Origin of the sequence: Paenibacillus sp. FSL R5-0810 (assembly GCF_038002285.1) — a bacterium.
Classification (GTDB): Bacteria; Bacillota; Bacilli; order Paenibacillales; family Paenibacillaceae; genus Paenibacillus_AQ; species Paenibacillus_AQ lactis.
In genome coordinates this window covers 3,133,454-3,153,115 of the sequence record NZ_JBBOCF010000001.1, presented here as the reverse complement: position 1 = coordinate 3,153,115, position 19,662 = coordinate 3,133,454, and the positions used below count along the sequence as shown (strand labels likewise).

Below are 19,662 nucleotides of genomic sequence, written 5' to 3'. Positions count from 1 at the left end.
TGGACAGGAAGAACGGCTTGCCGACATTGGACTGTCACCGGTTCCATGGACCACTACGCCAACTCTCCAGGTCTTCCGCTTGTCTCCTATTTCGCATGTTCGATTGCCCCATGACTTCTCTTTCTCTCACTGTAATACCAGCCAGCCAGGCACATTTCAATGTTTCTTCCTCAATTTCACCGGACAGCAGATTCTTGCCAACGCAAAAACACCTCCAAGATTGTCCCCATATCTTTCGACACGGATCCTTCTCTTGAAGGTGTTTAATTTGCCTTACGCTATGGGGTCAGTCCCGTCTAGTGGAGGCTGGCTTTATCCCTTTTGATTAAGTTAGTCCGTTTACGGTTAAGCCCGGTCCAGAATCGTTTGGAGGGTTGTCCGGTCGAGCCCTTTTACCAGCTTGATCAGAAGCTCCTTGGCTGCTTCGTAGTCATCCGTGTGGATGATGGACGACGAGGTATGGATATACCGGGAGCAAATGCCGATGATCGTAGATGGAACCCCGATGCCGCTTAAGTGAACTTGCCCGGCATCCGTTCCGCCCGGCGATACGAAGTACTGATATTTGATCTTATTCGTCTCTGCCGTATCCTGCACGTATTCCACCATGCCGCGATGCGTCAGCATCGTCGGATCGAAGATGCGGAGCAAGGCCCCTTGTCCGAGCTGGCCGAATTGGCTCTTGTCGCCCATCATATCGTTTGCCGCGCTTGCATCAAGGCCGAAGAAAATGTCGGGCTGGATCAAGTTGGCTGCAGTCCGCGCGCCGCGAAGTCCGAGCTCTTCTTGAACGGTGGCTCCGGCATAAACCGTATTCGGAAGCTTCTCTCCGTGAAGAGCTTGAACGAGCTCGATGGCCAGGCCGACGCCGTATCGGTTATCCCATGCCTTAGCCATGATTTTTTTTGGATTGGCCAGCGGAGTAAATTCGCAGATCGGCACGATCTGCTGCCCCGGACGGATGCCGAACGATTCCGCCTCCGCTTTGTTGTCCGCGCCGATGTCGATATACATGGATTTGATATCGACCGGCTTGCTGCGCTGTGCTTCGTCCAGCAGGTGGGTCGGGATGGAGCCGACGACCCCGATAATCGGCCCGTTGTCGGTAATAATCTGCAGGCGCTGAGCCAGAACGGCCTGGCTCCACCAGCCGCCCAGCGGCTGAAAGCGCACCATGCCCGCTTCCGTAATGCCGGTTACCATGAAGCCGACCTCATCCATATGCCCGGCGACCATGACTCTCGGACCTTCGTCGCTCCCGCGCAGTACAGCAAACAGGCTGCCGAGCCGATCCTGTACAAATTCTTCGGTATATGGGGAGAGTGCATTTTTTACCCAAGCGCGCAGCTCTCTTTCAAAGCCCGGCGCAGCCGGAAATTCAGTAAGCGTCCGAAACAATTCGCGTGTAGATTCATTCATAGGCTATTCGCTCCTTTGGAAAAAGGTATGTATGAGTTCATCCTATTTAGTATGCCCCTATATACCGCAAAAGTCTACATTACAAGCTATGAAACAATCGCGGCTTGCTCAGGAAAAATAGATCGTCCAAGCACCAAATGATTCCCGAAGAATACGCTGGAATAAAACATGTCAATGAGTCATGGACAGGGGAAGGGCGAAGAAATATGGGCGAATACGGGGTGGGATCGTACGGCCGGCAAGCTGAATTCGGCGAGTTTCTGCTCATTATCATTCTTTTCATACTGCTCGTCATATTGCTGAATTACTTTTTGATTTAATGGGCGAAATGGTTACGGTACATTTATGCTAAATTCAATCAAGCAACTACGATCGGCAGCTTTCCGGTTACGGAAGGCTGTCTTTTTGCATTTATGCTTGCCCATGAGAGCCGTACCACCGTGGCGGCCGTTTGCGCCCTGATGACGGAATCGTTCAAAACAGCATGACACCGCGCGGCTTTTGCATTAAGGATGATTTTCCAAACATAAAGGAAGTTCGTTCAAAGCATAATGATTATCGAGTGATATCCATAATGGCTTTCCGAGGCTGGTTGAAGAATCCATACTTAAATATTCAGCGGAGGTGTAACCAAATGTCCGGTTCCAACAACCAAAAGCCCAAGTCTGATATCAGTACCATGAGCTCGGCCGAATATCAGGCGATTGCGAAGAAGCATGAGCCTCCCCGCGCCGTATTTAAAAACTGTATACGCGCCTTTTTGGTCGGAGGCCTCATCTGTTTGATCGGTCAATGCATTCAGCGCTTTTTCATGACCGTGTTCGATATGAGCACGAAGGAAGCGAGCAACCCGACGGTGGCCGTTCTTATTATCATTTCCGTCATTTTGACCAGCTTTGGCGTATACGACAAAATTGCCCAATGGGCCGGTGCGGGAAGCGCGGTGCCGGTTACGGGTTTTGCCAACTCCATGTGTTCGGCCGCTTTGGAGCACCGGGCAGAGGGACTGGTCCTTGGAGTGGGAGCTAGCATGTTTAAGCTTGCCGGCTCCGTGATCGTGTTCGGTACCGTTGCGGCGTTTATTATCGGCATCATATACGCCGTGCTCGGCATCGGGGGGAGGTAACGCGAGATGAAGATCATCGGTCAAACGTGGCAGTTCGAGAACAAACCGGTCATTATCGGCACCGGTACGATTGTCGGACCTGAAGAGGGAGAGGGGCCGCTGGCGGAAGACTTCGATTATATATACGACAACATCGAGATCAATGAGAAAACATGGGAGAAGGCGGAACGTAAGCTGCTGGAGGACGCTTCACGGAAAGCTGCGGAGAAGGCCGGGATTAAGGAGGATCAGCTTCAGTTCTTTGTAGGCGGAGACCTAATGAACCAAATTATCAGCAGCTCCTTCGCAGCAAGGCAGCTTGGCGTTCCGTATCTCGGCGTTTTCGGCGCCTGCTCCACCTCCATGGAGAGCCTTGCGGTCGCTTCGATGATCGTGGATTCGGGCTCCGCGAAATATGTGATGGCAGGCACGGCGAGCCATAACTGTACGGTGGAGAAGCAGTTCCGTTATCCGACGGAATACGGCTCGCAAAAGCCTCCGTACGCCCAGTACACCATAACGGGAGCAGGCTGCTCCGTCGTCTCCAGCGAGGGGGACGGACCGCGCGTCACATACGCCACGATCGGGAAGGTCGTCGACCTGGGCATCAAGGATCCCTTCAATATGGGAGCCGCCATGGCCCCCGCTGCGGCCGATACGATTACGAAGCATTTTAAAGATACCGGCAGACAAGCCAAAGATTATGATTTGATCGTGACCGGCGACCTGGCATCCGTCGGCCTGCCGATTGCCAAGGATCTTCTGAAGCAGAACGATGTCATCATGGACGGCACGGTTTTTGCCGATTGCGGTCTGATGATTTACGATCTGGAAAAACAGAAGTACGTGAATGCTGGCGGCAGCGGCTGCGGCTGCTCAGCCGTTGTGACTTACGGCCATATCTTGAACCGGATGCGTAAAGGAGAACTGAACAAGGTGCTGGTCGTTGCTACGGGTGCCCTGTTGTCGCCGCTGTCATACCAACAAGGCGAGAGCATCCCGTGCATTGCTCATGCAGTAGCTATAGAGACGGGAGGAAGCAACTGATGCAGTTTTTATGGGCTTTTATCATTGGCGGTTTGATCTGCGTTATCGGACAAATCATGATGGACGTTATAAAGCTGACCCCTGCGCATACGATGAGCACCCTCGTCGTGGCCGGCGCAATTGCCGACGGGTTCGGCCTGTATGAACCGCTTGTCAAATTTGCCGGGGCCGGAGCCTCGGTTCCGATCACCAGCTTCGGCAACTCTCTGGTTCACGGAGCTTTGACAGAGCTGGAGCGGGACGGCTGGATCGGGGTCGTGACGGGGATATTCGAAGTAACGAGTGCAGGGATATCCTCGGCGATCATATTCTCTTTTCTTGCTGCGCTTTTGGTGAGGCCAAAAGGCTAATGTTATAGCTGTTCAGACATCTATGCTGCCCTGGTTAAACAACCAGGGTTTTTTGCTGTTTAAAGCAAGTCTGGCGTTGGTTAAGGAACAAAATATGGCTGCGAATGTACTCTGCGACCTCGATCATGTACAATAGTACTAAATTAAGTATTTATTCCCTTACAGGAGGTTAGTCATACATGCCCGTAAGCCAAGAATCCATGAAAATCATTTCCTCGGTGCGATCCAATCTGGAGTCGTGCCTGCTAGGCAAAGAATTCGAGATCCAATTGCTCCTTACGGCGCTGCTCGCTGGTGGACATGTTCTGATCGAGGACGTACCGGGAACGGGAAAAACGCAATTGATCAAAGCACTGGCTAAATCCATGCAGGGAGATTACCGGCGCATTCAATGCAATCCGGACATTCTTCCGAGTGATATAACAGGGGTATCCGTATTTCACCCCCGAGATGAAATGTTTTATTTCCGGCCGGGACCTGTCATGACCAATATTTTGCTCGCAGATGAGATTAACCGGGCCACGACGAAGACGCAGTCCGCTCTGCTTGAAGTCATGGAAGAGCGCAGCGTGACCGTGGACGGGGAGACGCATGAGCTTCCGCATCCGTTCATGCTGTGCGCCACCCAGAACCCGATTGATTTCGAGGGAACCTATATGCTTCCGGAGGCGCAGCTTGACCGTTTCATGCTGAAGCTAAGCCTGGGATATCCCGATGCGGCAACCGAGAAGCAGCTCATGTATGCCTCGAAGGACGGACAGCTGTCGGATAGGCTGAAGCCTGTGACGCATATGGATACCGTCTCCGCAATTCAGCGCGAGATTCGCGACATATTTATCGGCGAACCGGTTGCTGATTACTTGTTGAACATCACCCGCTCAACGCGGGAGCACCCTTCCGTCATGCTGGGCGCAAGCCCGCGGGCAACGCTGTCCTTCATGAATGCGGCCAAAGCCTTTGCCTTCCTTCAGCAGCGTGACTACGTGCTGCCTGATGATGTGAAGACGCTTGCCCCTTACGTCCTTTCACACCGGATTATGCTGCGTCCGGAAGCACGGCTCGATAATGCAACGCCCGAATCGGTGCTGGACTTTATTTTGCGACAGGTTAAAGTGCCTGTTCAAATGGGGAGATAAGCATGCGGCGCGCCGTTTCCGTATTTCTAAATGGCATGCAGCCGTCCAGACTGGCAGCGGTATTGACGGTTTGGTGCTTATGTCTTTTGTACGTGTTGTTTCAAGGAGGGAAAACCTCTCTCATGCTCTTTTCCATGGTCAGCCTCTTATCCGTATATGTCATCGGAGCGGGCTTTGGCGGGGTGAGGCGCGTAAAGGCGAAGCGCAACATTCTCGGTGACCGGGATCGCCGCGATCAGCTTCATGCCGGGGAGCAGGTGCGCGTTCGGCTCGATGTGAACGTCCCCGGGTTATTGCCGATGCCGTATTTGGTCGTCAAGGAAGTGCTGCAAAGACATAACGGCGATTCATGGTCATTCGAAGACAGCATTATCCCGAACATGCGCGGTGCCGGGGTGCTCGTATTCCAGACTCCGCCTCTCGAGCGGGGGCGGTATGCGTTCGCCGGGACGGAATGTATCAGCGAGGATATCTTCGGCATCATGGAGCATCGGGGACGGATCGAAGTGAACACGGAATTTAGGGTCCTTCCAAGGACGGTTTATATTCCGAAATGGAACCGGAATATCCATAGATCCCGGCTCGGCGGTACGCATACAACAGTATCTGCCTCAAGGCGGGAGACGACTCAAATTAATGGGGTGCGCGATTATGTTTATGGCGATCGGATTTCGCGGATTCACTGGAACGCGACGGCGAAGACCGGTTCGTGGAAATCCAAGGAGTTCGAGCATGAATCCTTTCCCAAGACGCTGATCGTCCTGGATGGCGCCCAGAATGCTTATGTGAGCGATCAGCAATTCGAGGTTGCCGTATCTGCTGCCGCTTCGCTGATTGAATATGGTGCGAAGGAGCATGCGGGAACGGGTTTGTTTACGGCCACAGAGGAAGGCAAGCTGTTTCCTCCGACGGAGCAGGCAGGGGAACGTATGCGCATGATTCAGCATTTGGTCGATGTGGATTACAACCGCAAGGGCAGCCTGATTGCAGAGCTAGAACGCTCCTACCGCCATTTCCCGCAGGGAGCCGTGCTCCTGCTCATCAGTCCGATGAGCGGCAGGGAGGCGTCCGAAGTCCTACGCTGGGTGGAAGCCAGAGGCATGAATCCATGCTTTCTGCAAATCATGAATCCCGGCGGCAAGCCGCTTCGCGATGAATCGATCTCGATCCTGAGGTCGCGGGGGATTTCATGTTACTCCGTCTCATCGCTTGAGGAGCTGCCTGCTGCGTTGGGAGGTGGAGTCGCTTGAAGCTGTGGCTTGATAAGCTGTCAACGACATTTTTTAATACGCTGACGGTGCTGTGGATTTGGATCATCGGCATGCAATGGGTATCCTTCACGGAATCCATCTGGCTGTCGGAGACGACGGCGATTGTAATCGCCGCCATTACCATTACCGCGGTGATTGAAGCGCTGATACCGCTTAAGCAGGTGTTTAGGCTTGTATTGCAATTCCTATTGATTCTGTACAGCGTGTTTAAGCTGCTGGAAGCCGGCGGCAGGCCGGTGCCTTCATTCGGACCGGATACGGTATTATCCGATGAACTGATGTATTTATTCCCGTATTTATGGTTCGCTGTTGCAGCGTGGGCAATTTTCGTCTTTATATTTCTCTGGGCGAAGACCAAACGGCGCATTCTGTTTGTTGTCGGATTGAACGTGATCGGCCTTGCGGTTCTGGATTCGTTCACGAAGGTCACTCTATGGGATGAGACGGCATGGGTAGCCGGAGCAGGCATGGGCTGGCTCGTGACGAACCACTTCAACCGCTTTCGCAGACGGTTCCCGCAGGGATGGGTTAACTTATCCAGATCTCCGTTTAAAATCATTGCCAACATTCTCGTCATCTTCTCGCTCATTATCGTTGCCGGTGTCAATATGCCGCACATCAATCCGACGCTGACCGACCCTTATACGGCATGGAGGGAATGGAGCGGAGTGCCATTGTCCGGCGTCAGCACGAGCGGTACCGGTACCTTGATCGAAGCTCCGGTAGAGAGCTCGTCCGGATATGGAAGAGGCGATAACGATCTGGGCAGCGGCTTCAACTTTGATTACTCCCCGGTGATGTCGGTTAGCTCGGAGGAGCGCAGTTATTGGCGCGGGGAGACAAGGGCCGTTTACTCCGGAACAGGCTGGGCCGACCGGAGCGGAAGACGCTCGGGGGCCGATGTAGGGATCGGGGAGAGCCTTCCCGATGAGGAGGCAAGCTCCATGCCGACCAAGACCGTGAAGCAAACGGTCACGATGCTGAACGATACCGAGTATCCGGTCCTATTCGGAGCTTATAAGATCCATGAGGTTCAAATGCTGGATGAGGTTATCGATCCGGAGCGTCTAAGCTGGGTATCTGAAGGGGCTGAGCTGCATCTGCAGGGGGGACGAAACGGCGATTACCCGAAAAGCTATACGCTGGTATCGGAGGTTCCCGTCATTCCACTTGAAGAGCTTAGGGGCAAAACCTACAGTCAACTGTACAACGGTTCCGTGGATGATGCCTATCTCCAGATCCCAAGAAACTTTCCCGACCGCGTAACCGATTTGGCCAAGCAAATCACGGAATCGGCAGAAACGCCGTATGATAAGGTCATTTTGCTGCAACAATACTTACAGAGCAACTACTCATATACCAATACACCTGATCTGTCGCGCAAGCAAAGCGAGGATTTTGTGGACAGCTTCCTGTTTGAAGTCCGGGAGGGCTATTGCGATTACTTCTCCACCGCAATGGTGATGATGACCCGATCGCTGGATATCCCTGCACGCTGGGTAAAAGGCTATGCGCCCGGAAGCAGCTCAGTCAGCGAATACATCCCGATGGACGGGCAGAGTCCGGTCAGCAGCGGGACCTATACGGTAACGAATGCCGACGCGCACTCATGGGTCGAGGTCTACTTCGGCGAGTACGGCTGGATTCCGATTGAGGCGACACCTGGCTTTAGTATGCCGCTCCTTACAGGTCAGCCTGAAGCTGAGCCAGTGGTTCAAGAAGAGGTTGAAGAAGAGGAACAGGAAGAGGCGGAGACGACACCTGCCGCTGCATCGGATGATCAATCTTCCGGATGGTGGAAAGGCATCGGCATTGCGGCAGCTGTTGTGATTGCGCTGTGGATCTTTTACATTCTGTGGAGAATGCGCATTAATCTGCGCTTTGCCGGGGCGCGGCTCCGTGCAGGGAAGCCGCTGTCCGCTGCGGACAAGGTCATTGCGGAGACCGAGCGATGGCTGCGGTCGGTGCAGCGGAAAGGATTGGTCCGTCAGGACAGCGAGACGCTGCGCGAGTCGGTTCGCCGCTGGAGCGAGGCCAATCCATTGCTGGAGCCGCAGCTGAAGCCGCTGCTGCAGCAGTTCGAAACAGCCCGCTATAGTCCGGCAGAGGTATCGGAGGAGCAGTGGCGTCTTGTCCAAGCCGATGCGGAAGTCCTCAAGAAAATGATTCGGAAGGTTCGTCTGGCTTAAAGAGGAGCTCGGCAGTTCTTATCCATGTGAAGAGGGATGCCTGCCTTCAACGGGCTTGATCCCGGAAGACGGTATTATTCTGATCTTAACCGGCATCGGTAAATGCATAGGCCGCCCGAGTCCTTTTTAGTGGGATGACGGTGGTCTTTTGCTGAACATTTCGGCATCAGCGATTCAAGTGCTTTTGTTCGTGATTATTTTTACTACGGAACCGGATTATGGTATAGTTTTTCGTATGAAATTGAGGTGACGAAATTGTTTGAAATGCTAATTCCGAAGCTCCGTGTCAATACGGTTTTCGATATTGATCTGGAAGAGCTGTACGAGCAAGGATATCGCGGAATCATTACGGATCTCGACAATACGCTCGTCGGTGCGAAAGCGCCGCTCGCCACGCCGGAGCTCGTGGACTGGTTTAAGAAAGTGAAGGAGATCGGCTTCCAGCTGATCATCGTTTCAAACAACCAGCTCGAACGGGTGTCGAAATTCGCAACACCGCTCGATATCCAATATGTGCATGAAGCCCGGAAGCCGAGCAATGCCCCGTTCCGCAAGGCGATGAAGATGATGGAGCTGACCGCGGACAAAACGATTGTCGTCGGCGATCAAATGCTGACCGACGTATACGGCGGAAACCGGCTCGGTCTATATACGGTTCTGGTGATGCCCATCGCCATTAACGACGAGGGCTGGTTTACGCGTATGGTGAACCGCCGGGTGGAGCGGATCGCGTTAACCCGGCTGCGCAAAAAAGGACTATGGCTTGAGGAGGAACCGAAATCATGACCTTGCCAACAGGCGAAGACATCAAGAAATGCAGCGGCTGCGGAATCCGGCTTCAAAGCGAGGCCCAGGATCAGCCGGGGTATTTGCCGGAGAAGGCATGGGAGCGCGATCCGGTCATCTGCCAGCGCTGCTTCCGAATCAAAAATTATAATGAAGCGTCCTCGGTTGCCGTCGATCAGGACGAATTTTTACGTTTGCTGGGGCAGATCGGCGGAAAGAATGCCCTTGTCATTCATATTGTGGACCTTTTTGATTTCGAAGGGAGCCTGATTTCGGGACTGCAGCGTTTTGTCGGAAATAATCCGGTTATACTGGCTGTCAATAAAACCGATCTTTTACCGAAGGTGACCAACTGGAATAAGGTTCTGAATTGGGTCCAGAAGCAATGTAAGGAACATGGGTTAAAGACGGAGGACATCGTTCTGTGCAGCGCAAAGAAAAATCAGGGCTTTGAACGGCTGCTTGAAACGGTTGCCTATCACAGAGGAGACCGGGACGTATATGTCGTCGGTGCCACCAATGTAGGAAAGTCCAGTCTGATCAACCGCTTAATACGCGACTACAGCGACTTGGAGCAGGAGCTGACAACCTCCCGCTACCCGGGGACCACGCTGGATATGGTCCATATTCCGCTGGATGACGGACGAGATATTATCGATACTCCGGGCATCGTGTACCCTTGGCGTTACAGTGAAATCGTGAGCCGGGAGGATCTGCGCGAGGTCATGCCGGAAAATCCGCTGAAGCCGGCCGTTTACCAGCTGAATGAAGGCCAAACCCTGTTCTTCGGCGGCTTTGCCCGCTTTGATTTCGTGCAGGGAGTCCATCAATCGTTCACGTGTTTTATCAGCGGAAGGCTCAACATTCACCGGACGAAGCTTGAACGGGCGGACACGTTGTTCGAAGAGCATGCGGGCGAGCTGCTCTCTCCGCCGACCCGCGATAGGCTGGCCGAGCTGCCGGAATGGACAAGGCATGAAATCCGGATCCCGAAAGGCTCCCGGACCGATGTGTTCATTTCCGGCCTTGGCTGGATCAAGGTCAATGGCGACCAGGGAGCGCTAGTGGCCGTTCATGCGCCGAAGGGAGTCAAGGTGCTGGCTCGTCCTTCGCTGATTTAATTGCGTCGTCAACGCGTCTTCATGACTGAAGACGGTTTACTCACGGGAGAGACGGGGGAAATACAATGAAGGAAACTCAAGCCGGCACCGATTATTTGAAGCTCGGCGTCATGGGGGATCCCATCGGCCATTCCAAATCGCCGGCCATGCATAACGCGGCGCTTGCCGCATTAAACCTCCAAGGGGCGTACATTCCGCTCCATATTCGGCCTGAAAGATTGGGGGATGCGATCGAGTCGGTCAAGACGCTCGGATTTCGCGGAGTGAACGTAACGATTCCCCATAAGGTGGAAGTCATGCGGTATTTGGATGCCATCGACGAGGGCGCTGCCCGGATCGGCGCCGTAAACACGATCGTGAACGATAACGGCAGGCTGACGGGTTACAATACAGACGGAATCGGGTATGTGCGCTCCCTGAAGGAGGAGGCTTGCCCGGATCTTAAGGGCAAGCGCATCGCGGTGCTCGGCGCCGGCGGCGCTGCCCGAGGCATCATTTATGCCTTGATCGGCGAACAGCCGGAATCGATCTCCATCATTAACCGGACCGAAGACAAGGCCAAGGCGCTTGCGCAGGAATGGGGAACGATGGCCGAGCTTCACGGCTGCGGCGAAGAGCATGCGAAGGAAGTGCTTTCGCGAGCGGAGGTTATTATTAATACGACCTCAGTCGGCATGCACCCCCGAATTTCAGAAATGCCGGTTCATCCGGAATGGATTCCTGAGGGGGCGGTCGTCAGCGACCTGATCTATAATCCGCTGAAGACCGAGCTGCTGCTGCAGAGCGAGCAGAGGAATTGCACCGTGCACGGGGGACTGGGCATGTTCATTAATCAGGGGGCTTATGCCCTGGAATATTGGACCGGCCTCAGGGCGCCGGTGGAGGCGATGAAGGAAGCGGTACTCGCAAGCTTGCTATAAGGATTCATTCTTTTGTTTATTGATTAATGGGTAAGCTAAAGCTACAATATAGTTTTTAAACAAGCGATAGGCTTGTATAGATGATGATTAAGGGGTAATGACCAAGCATGTTAACAGGAAAGCAAAAACGACACTTACGTTCGCTTGCCCATCATTTGGACCCGCTGTTCCAGGTAGGCAAAGGCGGCAGCAATGAGCATTTGATCCGCCACATCGAAGAAGCGATTGAGAAGCGGGAGCTGCTGAAAATCTCGGTGCTCAACAATTGCCTGGAGGATCCTCGCGACATCGCTGAGGAGCTGGCCGAAGGTGCCGGGGCCGAATTGGTCCAAGTCATCGGAAAGACGATTGTTCTCTATAAGGAATCGAAGGATCATAAGACGATCGAACTGCCTTAAAGCAAGATCGGTGTTCAGAGTATCATAGTCCTCTGACTAGGGGAGGTGAGCCGAATGAAAGTGGGGATCATGGGGGGAACCTTCGACCCTGTTCATATCGGACATATGCTGGCGGCTGAGGCGGCGCGCGTCGCTTATGGCCTGGAGGAAGTGTGGTTCATGCCGAGCCATATTCCTCCGCATAAGGAGGATGCGGGCGTCACCGGGATGATGCGGCTGGAGATGACAGCCGAGGCGGTTGCCGGCCACCCGTCCTTCCGCACGCTGGACCTTGAAATCAAGCGCGGCGGCATTTCCTATACGGTCGATACGATCAAGGCCCTTCGCGAGATGTATCCCGAGCACGATTTTTCGTTTATCATCGGAGCGGATATGGTGGAGTATCTCCCGAAGTGGAACCGGATCGAGGAGCTAGCGGGAATGCTGACGTTCATCGGGGTCAACCGTCCGGGGACGAAGCTGAACGTAGAGTCGCTGCCGGATTTTCTTAGACGGGTGGTAAGGATCGCGGAAATGCCGCTGATCGAGATTTCATCCACGATGATCCGGGAGCGGGCGGCCGCCGGCGGATCCATCCGCTACATGGTGCCGGATCGCGTGTACGATTATATTGTTAGGAGCGGTATATATGGTGTACAGCCGTGAAGATTTGATCGAAGCCGTCTCCTCCCAGATGCCGGCCAAGCGCTGGGAGCATACGAAGGGCGTTATGGAGACGGCCGTTATTTTGGCGAACCGGTTCGGGGCCGATCCCCAGAAAGCGGATTTGGCCGCGATTTTACATGATGTAGCCAAGTACTGGCCGGTTGAGAAGCTTCGGGAGGTGCTCGAGGAGCAGGGAGAGTCCTCGGAGCTGCTCCAATATGACAAGCAGCTGTGGCATGCCGAAGTGGGCGCGATCGTCGCAGAGCGGGATTATGGGGTAACGGACACCGAGGTGCTGGATGCTATCCGCTATCACACGTCGGGCCGAGTCGGGATGAGCTTGCTGGACAAGGTGGTGTGCCTGGCCGATTATATGGAGCCGGGGAGGGATTTCCCCGGTGTGAATAATATTCGGGAACTGGCCAACCATAGCCTTGAAGAGGCGCTCGCAGCCGGGTTTGATTCGACGATTGGACATCTGCTGTCACGCAGACAGATTATTTTTCCGTTGACGGTGCTAGCCCGCAACGATCTCATTAAGCAATTGGAGGCGAATTCATGACGATAAAACCGGAAGAATTGTTAAATATAGCTGTAGAGGCCGCAGAGGATAAGAAAGCGAACGATTTGGTCGTTCTGGACCTGAGAGGCATCTCGCTTGTGGCGGATTATTTTGTTATTTGCCACGGGAATTCGGATACGCAGGTTCAGGCAATTGCAACGGAAATCCGCAAACGGATCCATGATAAAGGCGTAGCTCTTCGGGGACTGGAAGGCATGGATGCTGCCCGCTGGGTGCTGATGGATATCGGGGATGTTGTCGTCCATATCTTCCACCGGGACGAGCGCGAGTATTACAACATTGAGCGCTTGTGGTCGGATGCCAAAGTGGTGGAGAACGTATGAGCTTGATCGCGGGCACGATCGTCCAGCTTACGGTTTCCAGGGAGGTTTCGCCTTACGGCTACTTTCTTGATGGCGGCGACCGGGATGTCCTGCTGCACTATTCGGAAGTGACCGGGAGCATTGCTCCGGGGGATACCGTCGAGGTATTCATCTTCTTCGATACCGAAGACCGTTTGGCAGCAACGATGAAAAAGCCGCTGCTAACCCTTGGTGAAACGGCAAAGCTGGAGGTGGCGGACGTTCATCCCCGGCTCGGCTGTTTTCTGGAAATGGGACTCGGAAGGCAGCTGCTGCTACCGATCCGGGAGCTGCCCGAAATGAAAGAGCTGCATCCTCAGGTGGGTGATCATGTATTCGTAACGATGGAGCATGATAAACAAGGCAGGCTGCGCGCCAAGCTGGCGGGTGAGCAGGAGCTCGCTCCGCTCGCCTTCCACGCGCCGAAATCGTGGATGGGCGAATGGTTTACGGCGCTGGTATACAAGCCGCTGCAGATGGGAACCTTCGTGATCGTCGACGGAGGCGTGGTCGGCTTTGGAGCGATCGGCATGATCCACTCCTCGGAGCGGACGCGGCTTCTTCGCCTGGGTGAAGAGGTGCGCGTACGGGTGAGCCATATTCGCGAGGACGGCCGGGTGAATCTGTCGATGGTTCCGCGCAAAGAGATCGGACGAAACGATGATGCAGACCGGCTGCTGGCGTTCCTGAAGGAACGGCCGGGCGGCGCAATGCCCTATTCCGATGAAACACCGCCCGACATTATCAAGCAGCGCTTTGGCATCAGCAAATCTGCATTTAAGCGTGCGCTCGGGAAATTGATGAAGGATGGCCTTGTCACACAGAAGGAAAGCTGGACGTATTTGGTGAAAAAAGAGGAGAATTCCGGTTCGGCTGAATAGCGACCGAAGAAGAAGCTTCTGGGAAAGTGGTGTCAGCATGTTGTCTTACCGAAAGTTTGCTTACGTATATGATCAGCTTATGGAAGATATGCCATACCCCGACTGGATCCGCTTTGCGAGAACGGCTTGGGACAAGCATGGCATGCCGAGAAGCATCGCGGAGCTCGGCTGCGGAACCGGAAGCATTACGATACCGCTGGTCAACTCCGGTTTTGAGGTGACGGGCATTGATTTGTCGGCCGATATGCTGTCTGTTGCCAGGCGGAAGCTGGAAGGATCGCCGCAGGGCAGCCGGCTGTTCCGCGAAGGGAGCGTCCGCTGGGTTCAGCAGGACATGCGTTCCTGGGAGCTGCCGGAGCCCGTTGATTCCGTGATCTCGTTTTGCGATTGCTTCAACTATTTGCTGGAGGAGAAGGATATTCGTTCCGCCTTCGTCCGCACGTACCAAGGGCTCAAGGAAGGCGGAACGTTTTTGTTTGACGTGCACCATCCGAACACGTTGATCCGGTATGATGCGGAGCAGCCATTCGTGTTGGATGAACGGGAGGTCTCCTACATATGGACCTGCGATCTGGATGAGCCCCGATGTGAAATCGAGCATCATTTGACCATTTTTGCACGGGATCATCAGGACCCTGCCGTCTACCGCCGCTTTGAAGAAACGCATATCCAGCGAGGATATGATCCGGAATGGATGAAGGTAGAGCTTATCAAAGCAGGCTTCCGTGATGTCAAATGCTACGCCGATTTCGAATGGGTTGAAGCCGGCGACGACGCTGCCCGTCTGTTCTTTGTAGCCATAAAATAAGATTACGGGAAAACCTTATATCATGTTGAGACTGCCTCAAGGTCATTTGACTTTGGGGCAGTCTCTTTATGCATGAAGGACTTTTTTGCGTTTGCAAAGGCATCCGACTTGCCTCTCCCAGCACGCGGTGTAATGATGGCTGCTGCACGATGATCAGCGACGCTCGGACGACAAGCCAAATTGCTGCAGGGACCACTGACAGGCGGTCGGCGCACCCATTATAATCTGAAACGCTTTTTAGGCTAATTATTTGATTGTGGTTAAGGTACACAGACGGAGCTATAGGTTTGCAGATCGGACTATGCTACGATGGGTCATATCCGGCCATTGCAATAATGACAGCGCTGTCTACATAGATGTATCTAAGATTGTAACCTCTGGAAGGCGGGATTTCGAGAGTCCAATGATAGTTAAATTCCCCCGGTGATGATAGGGGACATGAGAGGATGAGCGTACCATGAAAATGTCTGTATTTACGGTTGCAACCCCCGACTTGCAGCCTGAACAGCTGGCCAAGGCCGCAGCCGATGCCGGTATCGAAGGGATTGAATGGCGATTTAAGGAAATCCCGCCCGGCGCCGAGGAGGAGCAGCCTTCCTTTTGGAGGCATAATCAATGCTCCATGGATCCCGGCGGGACGGAGCAGGATTGGCTGCGATTCAAGCAGGCGGCGGAGCTGCACGGCAGACAGAGCATTGCGGTCGTTCCGTATCTAACCTGCGGCGATCTGGCGGAAACGGAGAAAGTGATGAGGGCAGCCAAGCTGGTAGGAGCCTCTTTCATCCGCGCCGGCATTCCGGCTTACAATCGCAGCGTCAACTACAATGAGCTGTACGAGCAAGCTGTAAAATACCTGCTGGAAGTGGAGGATTTGGCAGCCGCTTATGATGTGAAGGCATTGGTCGAGACGCACCATAACACCATTGCGCCGAGCGCCGGGCTTACATACCGGCTCGTATCCCATTGCTCTCCTCAGCATGTCGGCGTATTGTACGATCCGGGAAATATGGTTCATGAAGGCTACGAAAATTATCGCATGGGACTGGAGCTGCTCGGTCCTTACTTGGCCCATGTTCATGTGAAAAATGGCGGTTATCGCAAGCATCCGTCGGAGGACGGGAGCGAGGCAACGTGGACCGGGGAATGGACGCCGCTTGCTCAAGGCGCCGTTCCGTGGCGTCAGGTTATCCAGGATTTGAAGTCTGTTGGTTATGACGGCTATTTCGGCATCGAGGATTTTAGCGGCACGTACGATTCGACCGAGATGCTGCTTCGCTTTGCCGAGCAGATGAAGCAGTGGAGCGAAGATAAACAATTCGCGTAACGAATAATTGGATTTATTTTTATAGATGCGTAACGGAAGATATGAAATGTATGAGGGAGGATTGCAGTATGGAACAAGTTCGTATAGGTGTAATCGGTCTCGGAATGGGCTTCTCGCATGCCAAGTCGCTCGCGGCTGGACGGATCGCGGGAGCACGTCTTAGCGCCGTATGCGATTTTAATCCGGCCAAGCAGGAGATGGCCAAAGAGACGCTGCCTTCGGATGTGCGGATCTTTAGCGACGTGGATGCGATGATGGCTTCAGGAGAGGTGGACGCGGTCATTATTGCAACTCCGCATTACGGGCATCCGCAGGAAGCGATTCAAGCGCTGAACCGGGGGCTGCATGTGCTGATCGAGAAACCGGCCGGCGTCTATACCAAGCAGGTCCGCGAGATGAATAACGCAGCGGCTGCAAGCGGCAAAGTGTTCTCCATCATGTACAATCAGCGCTGCAATCCGCTTTATAAGAAGCTGCGGGAGCTGATTGCGGATGGAGAGCTCGGCGAAATCCGGCGCATGAACTGGATCGTGACGAACTGGTACCGTTCCCAGAGCTATTACGATTCGGGAGGCTGGCGTGCGACCTGGTCCGGCGAAGGCGGCGGCGTGTTGATCAATCAATCTCCGCACCAGCTCGATTTATGGCAATGGACGACAGGCATGATGCCGAAGAGAATTCGGGCATTCTGCGCGTTCGGCAAGTATCGCAACATCGAGGTCGAGGACGACGTGACCGCTTACGCGGAATACGAAAACGGCGCAACCGCCGTATTCATCACGACCACCGGCGAAGCGCCGGGCACGAACCGGTTTGAAGTGACGGGAGACCGCGGGAAAATCGTCATCGAAAACGGCAATCTTACTTTTTGGAGACTTCGGGTGCCGGAGCCGGAATTCAACCGTCAGTATACCGGCGGCTTCGGCGAACCGGAATGCTGGAAGTGCGACGTTCCGATCGTGGGAGACAATCCGCAGCATAACGGCATTATTCAAAATTTTACGGATGCCATTCTGCACGGCACCCCGTTAATCGCTCCGGGCGAAGAGGGAATCCATGGACTTACCTTGTCGAATGCAATGCATCTGTCCACGTGGACGGATAACTGGGTGGATCTGCCGCTGGATGAGGATCTGTACTATAACCTTCTGCAGGAGCGGATCGCCGCCTCGACCGGAGAGAAGACGGTGCGGGAGATCGGCCCTTTCGATATGAGCAAAACATTCGGAACCTACTAAATACAAGAAATAGGGGAGGCAGCAATATGAACCGGAGTGATGGAATGCGATATGCGCCGGTAGGCAAAGCCCAGCCGGTCTGCAAGCCCGGGGAATTCACGATCGCGGCCATGTCATTGGAGCATGGACATATTTACGGCATGTGCAACGGTCTTATCGAAGCGGGGGCCACGCTGAAATGGGTGTACGACCCGGACCCTGGGAAGGTAAAAGCATTCTGCGAGGCATACCCCGGCGTACGGCCGGCTTCCTCCGAAGCGCAAATATTGGAGGCTCCGGAGGTAAAGCTGGTCGCGGCTGCGGCGATCCCTTCGGAACGCTGCGGGCTCGGGCTCAAGGTGATGTCGCATGGCAAGGATTATTTTACCGACAAAACGCCGTTTACGACGCTGGAGCAGGTAGAGGCCGCCAGGGCGAAAGCGGCGGAAACCGGCAGAAAATACATGGTTTACTACAGCGAACGACTTCATGTGGAGAGCGCGGTTCATGCCGGCCGCTTGATTCAGGATGGAGCGATCGGCAGGGTGGTTCAGGTGCTCGGCACAGGCCCGCATCGGTTGAATGCGGCATCGCGTCCCGATTGGTTTTTCCGCCATGAGCAGTACGGGGGCATTTTATGCGATATCGGCTCCCACCAGATCGAGCAGTTTTTATTTTATGCAGGCTGCAGGGATGCCCAGGTGCTGAGCAGCAAGGTCGGCAATTATGCGAATCCGATGTATCCGGAGCTCGAGGATTTCGGGGATGCCACGCTGCTTGGCGACAACGGGGCGACGAATTATTTCAGGGTCGACTGGCTGACGCCGGAGGGACTCGGGACATGGGGCGACGGCAGAACCTTCATCCTGGGAACGGACGGATATATTGAGCTTCGCAAGTATATCGACATTGCCAGACACCCGCATGGCGATCATCTGTACTTGGTGAACAAGGACGGGGAGTTCCATATGGAGCTGAAGGGGAAGGTCGGCTATCCGTTCTTCGGTGAGCTGATTCTCGATTGCCTGGAGCGGACGGAGCGCGCCATGACCCAGGAGCATGCCTTCAAAGCGGGAGAGCTGTGCGTCAAGGCCCAAAACTTAGCCGTGCGGATCGGATAAATCCATTATAATAAAGGGAGACCCCGCCAAAATTCCCGGGGAATTGATTCATAACCTCGATAAGGGGGATTCCCACATGTCTTCGCGGTTGACGACTCCACCATCCTGGATGCCGGGCTTTGACCGGATGCTGCTGAGGGAACCGATTGAACTCGGCTGCTATAATGACCGGCCTTTATCCGGCGGGACTTTCCACTCCCACGCTTTTTACGAAATTTATTATTTTCATGAAGGACGCTGCACGTATCTGATCGGAGACTCCGTTTTTGCGCTGAAGCCCGGGGACCTGCTCCTGATGAACGGGTTGACGCTGCATTGCCCGAATGTGGAGCCGGGTTCGCGCTATGTCCGGAGCATTATCCATTTCGATCCCGCCTGGGTGTGCAGGGAGCTGCCCGAATCGGCAAGATCGGTCCTGCTGGATCCCTTCGAAACGCTGCGCAATCACCGGATGACGCTGACTGGGCAGAGGAGGGAAGAGTTTGAGCGGCTGCTGGAGGATATGAACCGGCTGCGGGGGGCGGAAGCTGCTTTCAAGCAGGAGCGATTGAAGCTTCGGCTTCAGGAAATGCTGTACGTCATTGCGGGCTGGTGTCAAAGCGAAGTGCAGCAGCAGGATTCGATCTCCGATAAGGAGCGTCATGTACAGCACGTCGTCTCGTTTGTGGAAGAGCATTACATGGAGGATTTGACGCTGGACCGAATTGCCAGGGACATGCATCTTACGAAGCATTACTTGTCCTCTTTGTTCAAGGAGGTCACCGGAACGACCGTATTCAAATATGTGTACCACCGAAGAATTAACCAGGCCAAAATCCTGCTGAGACTGCACCCCCATATGAGCATTACGGATGTCAGCCGGGCGGCCGGCTTCAAGCATTTGGCCCATTTCAGCCGGATGTTCAAGACGATGGTCGGAACGGCGCCGGAGCATTACCGCAAGTCCCAGGGCGAACTCCGTTGACTTGGCGCGGTTTTTTGGGTATAATAGCCACATTAA

20 protein-coding genes are annotated in these 19,662 nt (G+C 54.2%); 19 read left to right on the top strand and 1 reads right to left on the bottom strand.

The features are described 5' to 3' along the window. Positions 1 to 345 precede the first annotated feature (345 nt). A complete protein-coding gene (locus tag MKX76_RS14330) occupies positions 346 to 1,419 on the bottom strand; it encodes a M42 family metallopeptidase (protein ID WP_341034017.1) in 1,074 nt (357 codons plus the stop codon). Between the two features lie 634 nt (positions 1,420 to 2,053). Here MKX76_RS14330 and spoVAC point away from each other — a divergent pair. From spoVAC to MKX76_RS14235, 19 genes are all read left to right on the top strand, one after another. After that, on the top strand, positions 2,054 to 2,545 hold the full coding sequence (spoVAC, locus tag MKX76_RS14325) for a stage V sporulation protein AC (RefSeq protein WP_007129352.1): 492 nt from the start codon (positions 2,054 to 2,056) through the stop codon (positions 2,543 to 2,545). A gap of 6 nt (positions 2,546 to 2,551) precedes the next feature. Further along, positions 2,552 to 3,571 (top strand): stage V sporulation protein AD, encoded by a 1,020-nt coding sequence (gene spoVAD / locus MKX76_RS14320; protein ID WP_007129353.1) that lies wholly within the window; start codon positions 2,552 to 2,554, stop codon positions 3,569 to 3,571. Next, positions 3,571 to 3,921 (top strand): stage V sporulation protein AE, encoded by a 351-nt coding sequence (spoVAE, locus tag MKX76_RS14315; protein WP_007129354.1) that lies wholly within the window; start codon positions 3,571 to 3,573, stop codon positions 3,919 to 3,921. The genes spoVAD and spoVAE overlap by 1 nt, the downstream gene beginning before the upstream one ends. Positions 3,922 to 4,100: 179 nt before the next feature. Continuing rightward, positions 4,101 to 5,057: an AAA family ATPase gene (locus tag MKX76_RS14310; RefSeq protein WP_007129355.1), complete on the top strand. Its 957-nt coding sequence runs from the start codon at positions 4,101 to 4,103 to the stop codon at positions 5,055 to 5,057. A gap of 2 nt (positions 5,058 to 5,059) precedes the next feature. Next, positions 5,060 to 6,307 (top strand): DUF58 domain-containing protein, encoded by a 1,248-nt coding sequence (locus MKX76_RS14305; protein ID WP_007129356.1) that lies wholly within the window; start codon positions 5,060 to 5,062, stop codon positions 6,305 to 6,307. After that, positions 6,304 to 8,517 carry a DUF4129 domain-containing transglutaminase family protein gene (locus tag MKX76_RS14300; protein WP_007129357.1) on the top strand — a complete coding sequence of 738 codons (2,214 nt, stop codon included), beginning with the start codon at positions 6,304 to 6,306 and terminating at the stop codon, positions 8,515 to 8,517. Before MKX76_RS14305 ends, MKX76_RS14300 begins: the two co-directional genes overlap by 4 nt. A gap of 255 nt (positions 8,518 to 8,772) precedes the next feature. Continuing rightward, positions 8,773 to 9,303 carry a YqeG family HAD IIIA-type phosphatase gene (locus MKX76_RS14295; protein WP_007129358.1) on the top strand — a complete coding sequence of 177 codons (531 nt, stop codon included), beginning with the start codon at positions 8,773 to 8,775 and terminating at the stop codon, positions 9,301 to 9,303. Next, positions 9,300 to 10,424 (top strand): ribosome biogenesis GTPase YqeH, encoded by a 1,125-nt coding sequence (gene yqeH / locus MKX76_RS14290; protein ID WP_007129359.1) that lies wholly within the window; start codon positions 9,300 to 9,302, stop codon positions 10,422 to 10,424. The genes MKX76_RS14295 and yqeH overlap by 4 nt, the downstream gene beginning before the upstream one ends. Before the next feature lie 65 nt (positions 10,425 to 10,489). Further along, positions 10,490 to 11,344 carry a shikimate dehydrogenase gene (aroE, locus tag MKX76_RS14285; protein WP_007129360.1) on the top strand — a complete coding sequence of 285 codons (855 nt, stop codon included), beginning with the start codon at positions 10,490 to 10,492 and terminating at the stop codon, positions 11,342 to 11,344. A 107-nt stretch (positions 11,345 to 11,451) separates the two neighbouring features. Beyond that, positions 11,452 to 11,742 carry a ribosome assembly RNA-binding protein YhbY gene (gene yhbY / locus MKX76_RS14280; protein WP_007129361.1) on the top strand — a complete coding sequence of 97 codons (291 nt, stop codon included), beginning with the start codon at positions 11,452 to 11,454 and terminating at the stop codon, positions 11,740 to 11,742. 54 nt (positions 11,743 to 11,796) lie between these two features. Continuing rightward, entirely contained in the window at positions 11,797 to 12,387 is a 591-nt protein-coding gene (locus tag MKX76_RS14275; protein WP_007129362.1) for a nicotinate-nucleotide adenylyltransferase, read from the top strand. Continuing rightward, entirely contained in the window at positions 12,371 to 12,949 is a 579-nt protein-coding gene (gene yqeK / locus MKX76_RS14270) for a bis(5'-nucleosyl)-tetraphosphatase (symmetrical) YqeK (RefSeq protein ID WP_007129363.1), read from the top strand. Before MKX76_RS14275 ends, yqeK begins: the two co-directional genes overlap by 17 nt. Beyond that, positions 12,946 to 13,293, top strand: coding sequence for a ribosome silencing factor (rsfS, locus tag MKX76_RS14265; RefSeq protein WP_007129364.1), 348 nt, complete (start codon positions 12,946 to 12,948; stop codon positions 13,291 to 13,293). Before yqeK ends, rsfS begins: the two co-directional genes overlap by 4 nt. Further along, a complete protein-coding gene (locus MKX76_RS14260; protein WP_007129365.1) occupies positions 13,290 to 14,192 on the top strand; it encodes a CvfB family protein in 903 nt (300 codons plus the stop codon). The genes rsfS and MKX76_RS14260 overlap by 4 nt, the downstream gene beginning before the upstream one ends. A gap of 37 nt (positions 14,193 to 14,229) precedes the next feature. Then, a complete protein-coding gene (locus tag MKX76_RS14255; protein ID WP_007129366.1) occupies positions 14,230 to 15,000 on the top strand; it encodes a class I SAM-dependent DNA methyltransferase in 771 nt (256 codons plus the stop codon). Positions 15,001 to 15,457: 457 nt separating this feature from the next. Beyond that, entirely contained in the window at positions 15,458 to 16,324 is an 867-nt protein-coding gene (locus tag MKX76_RS14250) for a sugar phosphate isomerase/epimerase family protein (protein WP_007129367.1), read from the top strand. Between the two features lie 68 nt (positions 16,325 to 16,392). Then, positions 16,393 to 17,562: a Gfo/Idh/MocA family protein gene (locus tag MKX76_RS14245; protein WP_341034015.1), complete on the top strand. Its 1,170-nt coding sequence runs from the start codon at positions 16,393 to 16,395 to the stop codon at positions 17,560 to 17,562. A gap of 26 nt (positions 17,563 to 17,588) precedes the next feature. After that, positions 17,589 to 18,662, top strand: coding sequence for a Gfo/Idh/MocA family protein (locus MKX76_RS14240; RefSeq protein WP_341034013.1), 1,074 nt, complete (start codon positions 17,589 to 17,591; stop codon positions 18,660 to 18,662). Between the two features lie 76 nt (positions 18,663 to 18,738). After that, positions 18,739 to 19,626, top strand: coding sequence for an AraC family transcriptional regulator (locus MKX76_RS14235; RefSeq protein ID WP_007129370.1), 888 nt, complete (start codon positions 18,739 to 18,741; stop codon positions 19,624 to 19,626). Positions 19,627 to 19,662: the final 36 nt, after the last annotated feature.

Coding starts and splice junctions, on each gene's coding strand:
- MKX76_RS14330 (WP_341034017.1), bottom strand. CDS start 1,419: ATGAATGAATCTACACGCGAATTGTTTCGGACGCTTACTGAATTTCCG.
- spoVAC (WP_007129352.1), top strand. CDS start 2,054: ATGTCCGGTTCCAACAACCAAAAGCCCAAGTCTGATATCAGTACCATG.
- spoVAD (WP_007129353.1), top strand. CDS start 2,552: ATGAAGATCATCGGTCAAACGTGGCAGTTCGAGAACAAACCGGTCATT.
- spoVAE (WP_007129354.1), top strand. CDS start 3,571: ATGCAGTTTTTATGGGCTTTTATCATTGGCGGTTTGATCTGCGTTATC.
- MKX76_RS14310 (WP_007129355.1), top strand. CDS start 4,101: ATGCCCGTAAGCCAAGAATCCATGAAAATCATTTCCTCGGTGCGATCC.
- MKX76_RS14305 (WP_007129356.1), top strand. CDS start 5,060: ATGCGGCGCGCCGTTTCCGTATTTCTAAATGGCATGCAGCCGTCCAGA.
- yqeH (WP_007129359.1), top strand. CDS start 9,300: ATGACCTTGCCAACAGGCGAAGACATCAAGAAATGCAGCGGCTGCGGA.
- aroE (WP_007129360.1), top strand. CDS start 10,490: ATGAAGGAAACTCAAGCCGGCACCGATTATTTGAAGCTCGGCGTCATG.
- yhbY (WP_007129361.1), top strand. CDS start 11,452: ATGTTAACAGGAAAGCAAAAACGACACTTACGTTCGCTTGCCCATCAT.
- MKX76_RS14275 (WP_007129362.1), top strand. CDS start 11,797: ATGAAAGTGGGGATCATGGGGGGAACCTTCGACCCTGTTCATATCGGA.
- yqeK (WP_007129363.1), top strand. CDS start 12,371: ATGGTGTACAGCCGTGAAGATTTGATCGAAGCCGTCTCCTCCCAGATG.
- rsfS (WP_007129364.1), top strand. CDS start 12,946: ATGACGATAAAACCGGAAGAATTGTTAAATATAGCTGTAGAGGCCGCA.
- MKX76_RS14260 (WP_007129365.1), top strand. CDS start 13,290: ATGAGCTTGATCGCGGGCACGATCGTCCAGCTTACGGTTTCCAGGGAG.
- MKX76_RS14255 (WP_007129366.1), top strand. CDS start 14,230: ATGTTGTCTTACCGAAAGTTTGCTTACGTATATGATCAGCTTATGGAA.
- MKX76_RS14250 (WP_007129367.1), top strand. CDS start 15,458: ATGAAAATGTCTGTATTTACGGTTGCAACCCCCGACTTGCAGCCTGAA.
- MKX76_RS14245 (WP_341034015.1), top strand. CDS start 16,393: ATGGAACAAGTTCGTATAGGTGTAATCGGTCTCGGAATGGGCTTCTCG.
- MKX76_RS14240 (WP_341034013.1), top strand. CDS start 17,589: ATGAACCGGAGTGATGGAATGCGATATGCGCCGGTAGGCAAAGCCCAG.
- MKX76_RS14235 (WP_007129370.1), top strand. CDS start 18,739: ATGTCTTCGCGGTTGACGACTCCACCATCCTGGATGCCGGGCTTTGAC.